The sequence below is a fragment of the Methylomagnum sp. genome, from assembly GCF_054333355.1.
Window position 1 is genome coordinate 1 of sequence record NZ_JBTEKS010000429.1, and the last position, 3,542, is coordinate 3,542.

Here is a 3,542-nt window from a genome sequence, read left to right on the forward strand (position 1 = left end):
TCAGCCAACGGGGCCGACATACGCGGAACATCCGCTAACTTAATGGCAGTGACGCGCCGCGTGGGAGTGCAGATGGGGTGCGCCGCGCCCTGTGACGTAGCCCGTATGGAGCTTGGGCGATTCCCGAAAAAGAGCTTACCCATTAACCCCCCAACCCCCCTTATCAGGGGGGCTTTTTTCCCCCCCCCTGATAAGGGGAGGGCCGGGGAGGGGTTTTTGCAGGTGCCCGAGTTAGGTATGTTTATTATAGGAAATCGCCTTAGCGGAATACGGGGATTCGGCAGCCCCGGCGCCCCGGATTCCGCCAGCGCCATCCGGGCTATCATCGTGGATTCATCCCACCACGGCCCGCAGCGCGGGCAGACTGTATTCCCACGCGGCGCGTGGGAACGAGCAGCGGTGTTTTTGTTGGCCCTCTGCGGCTTCTGCACCGAGTCATGGGCCGACCCGTCCAAATACAAACTGCCGCCCGAAGCCGCCCTTGCTGTCCAGAATCACACATCCGCCCTCACTCTCGAAGCCGTGACCCACGCCGCCCTGTTGAGCTTTCCCGGCCTGGTCGCCGCTGAGCAGCGCCAAGCGGCGGCGGAGGGCGAGCAACTGGCCGCCGAGGGCGGCTTCGACACCACGCTCAAGCTGCAATCCCGCTGGTCGGTGGCGGGGCTGTACGAGAACCGCAACTACGACGTCATCATCGAGCAGCCCACCGGCTTGTGGGGCAGCACCTTCTTCGGCGGCTGGCGGCGCGGCACGGGCAATTACCCTACCTACGAGGGCAAGAGCGCCACCGCCAACGACGGCGAATTCCGCGCCGGGGTGAACGTGCCGCTGTGGCGCAACGGACCCATCGACCGGCGCCGCGCCAGTCTCGCCCAGGCCGAATTGGGCAAGCTCATCGCCGGGCATGATTACGACGCGGCCTTGTTGGATCTGCGCCGGGTGGTGGCCCAGCGTTATTGGGATTGGGTGTTCGCGGGGCGGCGCCGGGCGGTGGCCCGTGAGCTGTTGACCATCTCCGAGCGGCGCAACAGTGGATTACAAGAACGCATCGCCGCCGGGGACGCCCCCGTCATCGAGGGCACCGATAACCAGCGGACGATTTTCGAGCGGCGGGAACGGGTGATCGCCGCCGAGCGGATGCTGGAACAAGCCGCCATCCAGCTTTCCCTGTACTGGCGCACGCCCGAAGGCGAGCCGCAGTTGCCGCGCCCGGAGCAGTTGCCGGACGGTTTCCCCGAACCCGTTCTGCCGGAGTTGGCGGATGAAAAATCCGCCATCGAGGAAGCCCGCCAGCGCCGCCCCGAGTTGCAACGGCTGGAGCGGCAGCGCAAGCAGACGGAGATTGAACGCGATTGGGCACGCAACCAGCAGGCACCGGGCGTGGATTTGTCGCTGATGGGGGCGCAGGACTTAGGCGCTAGTTCGTCCAAGCTGGTCAACCGGGACGAGATGTACGTGGGGCTAAACATCGACCTGCCCTTGCAGCGGCGGGTGGCGCAGGGCCGCACCCAGACCGCCGAGGCCAACCTGATCCGCCTCACCGCCGACACCCGGCTGGCCTCCGACCGCATCACGGCGGAGGTGCGGGACGCCCTGTCCGCCTTGCGGGCCGCTTACAGCCGGATCGGCGTGGCACGCCAGCAGCGGGAGGCCGCCCGGCAACTGGCGGAGGGCGAACGCGCCCGGCTCGACCTGGGCGATAGCACGGTGCTGGTGGTGGATTTGCGGGAACTGGCGAACGGCGACGCGGCCATCGCCGAGGCCGAGGCGCTGAACGCCTTCTTCAGGGCCATGGCGGATTACCGGGCGGCGCTGGGGATGGGTGTTGGGGAATCGGTGGCGAGTCGTTGAGGGGGTTGCCAAGTATTGAAAAAGCGGCGGTTGGCGTATGCCGGGCCACTGGAAATTTGCCGGTTTAATTCGTGGTTTGAAACGGGCGGCATCCTTGTGGAGGCGTGTCGCCCGTTTGTTTCGTGCGGCCGGCGCTATTTCCCCGTCCGAGATAGCGCGCTCTCCAAAATGGCCCGCACCGCCGGATGCTGAATCTTCCGCTGCGCCGTGATCGCATAAAACCGCTCATGCACCCCGTCGATCACGCCGATCAACTCGACGTGATACTGCCGACATACTTCCTCCTCCACCAGGGTCGGCGCCACGAATAGCCCCACGCCCGCCGCGCCGAAGGTCTTCAACAAAGCGCTATCGGCAATCTCGGTGCGGATGTTCGGACTTAGGTTCTCCGCGTCGAACCACTGATCCAACGACCGCCGCAAGGCCAAGCTCGGCGTCGGCAATAAAAACGGCGCTCCGTTCAGCGCATGGGGAAACCCCGTCCGGTACCGCTCCGCCAATTCCCGTGTCCCGAACACCCCCACGCCCGACTCCCCCAGCGGATGATTGAACACCCGCAACCCCGCCGCCGCCGTGGCCGGGACGTCCGACAGCACCAGATCGACGCTATGCAGGCCGATGTCCGCCAACAGCCGCTCCGGCTTGTCCTCGTGGCAAATCAGCCGCACCGGCTCCGCCAGCCGCAAGGCCGGTTCCAGCAGGCGATAGGCCAGGAGCTTGGGCAGGCCATCGGCGATGCCCACCGTCAGGCGCGGCACATGCCCGCCGCCCCGGCCATTCAGAAAGCCCGACAGCTCCCGGCCCAGCGCGAAGATTTCCTCCGCGTAATGGAACACCCCTTGCCCGGTCTCCGTCAGCCGCAGGCCGCGCCCGTCCCGGTGGAACAGCTTCTCGCCGATGGCTCCCTCGAACACCGCGATTTGGGCGCTGACCGTCGGCTGGGTCAAATGCAGCTTCTCGCTGGCGCGGCACATGTTGCCCTCCTTCGCCACGGTCCAGAAATAGTAGAGGTGTTGGTAGTTCAGGCGTTGCATGGGGTTTTTTCGTCGTTGTTATCCGCGGGTTCGCAAGCCGGTCCTTGGTTATCTACCCATCCTGACCTGCGGGTTTTGCTCACCATTAGGAAACCGTCCATGCGCTGGCCCGACTGAATCGCCTTCTTGCGGGCCAATCGGGGACCGCCTAGGATTTGTCGGGCGGAATTCGCCGCCGGTTTAGCCGGGGCAATTTTGCATCCTTCCAATCGCGCTCCGCGCCCGAAATTTTTTGTTGCCCATGAATCTCGAATCCCCGGAATCCCTGCAAATACTCATCGCCTCCGCCGCGACGGCGTTTGGCCTGCTGGTGCTGAAACGGCTGCTGCCGGTCTTCGACGCCATGATGGAGCGCCCCCACGTTCAGCGCGTCACTTACGATTTTTGCTTGGCGGTCTTCGCCGTGTTCACCTTGTCCTTCCTGTTTTCAGGGTTGGGCTTGGTCTGACCCAATCATTGTAAAAGCGGGCTTTAGCCCGCGACAGCCTTGACGCCGCGTCACAAGCAAAAAGGCTTACAGCAATGTAAGCCTTTTTCTTTGCTGATTAGCAAGACTATTCAGTCAACCCAAAAGAATCCGCCATTCCGGTATCCCTGCCGGAATGGCGGCTGAAGATTCTTTAATAGGGCTTACGCAGCGTTTGGCTTGTAGTCCCG

At 64.0% G+C, this 3,542-nt stretch carries 3 protein-coding genes; 2 read left to right on the forward strand and 1 reads right to left on the reverse strand.

Going from position 1 to position 3,542, the window contains the following annotated elements; genetic code table 11:
• The first annotated feature begins 237 nt into the window (after nucleotides 1–237).
• On the forward strand, nucleotides 238–1,851 hold the full coding sequence (locus tag ACXWUF_RS20545) for a TolC family protein (protein WP_458496421.1): 1,614 nt from the start codon (nucleotides 238–240) through the stop codon (nucleotides 1,849–1,851).
• A gap of 134 nt (nucleotides 1,852–1,985) precedes the next feature.
• On the opposite strand, the gene nhaR is transcribed toward ACXWUF_RS20545, so the two are convergent.
• Nucleotides 1,986–2,885 carry a transcriptional activator NhaR gene (gene nhaR / locus ACXWUF_RS20550; RefSeq protein ID WP_458496422.1) on the reverse strand — a complete coding sequence of 300 codons (900 nt, stop codon included), beginning with the start codon at nucleotides 2,883–2,885 and terminating at the stop codon, nucleotides 1,986–1,988.
• Nucleotides 2,886–3,126: 241 nt separating this feature from the next.
• Between nhaR and ACXWUF_RS20555 the strand changes: the two genes are divergently transcribed.
• A complete protein-coding gene (locus ACXWUF_RS20555; RefSeq protein WP_458496423.1) occupies nucleotides 3,127–3,333 on the forward strand; it encodes a hypothetical protein in 207 nt (68 codons plus the stop codon).
• The last annotated feature ends 209 nt before the right edge of the window (nucleotides 3,334–3,542 follow it).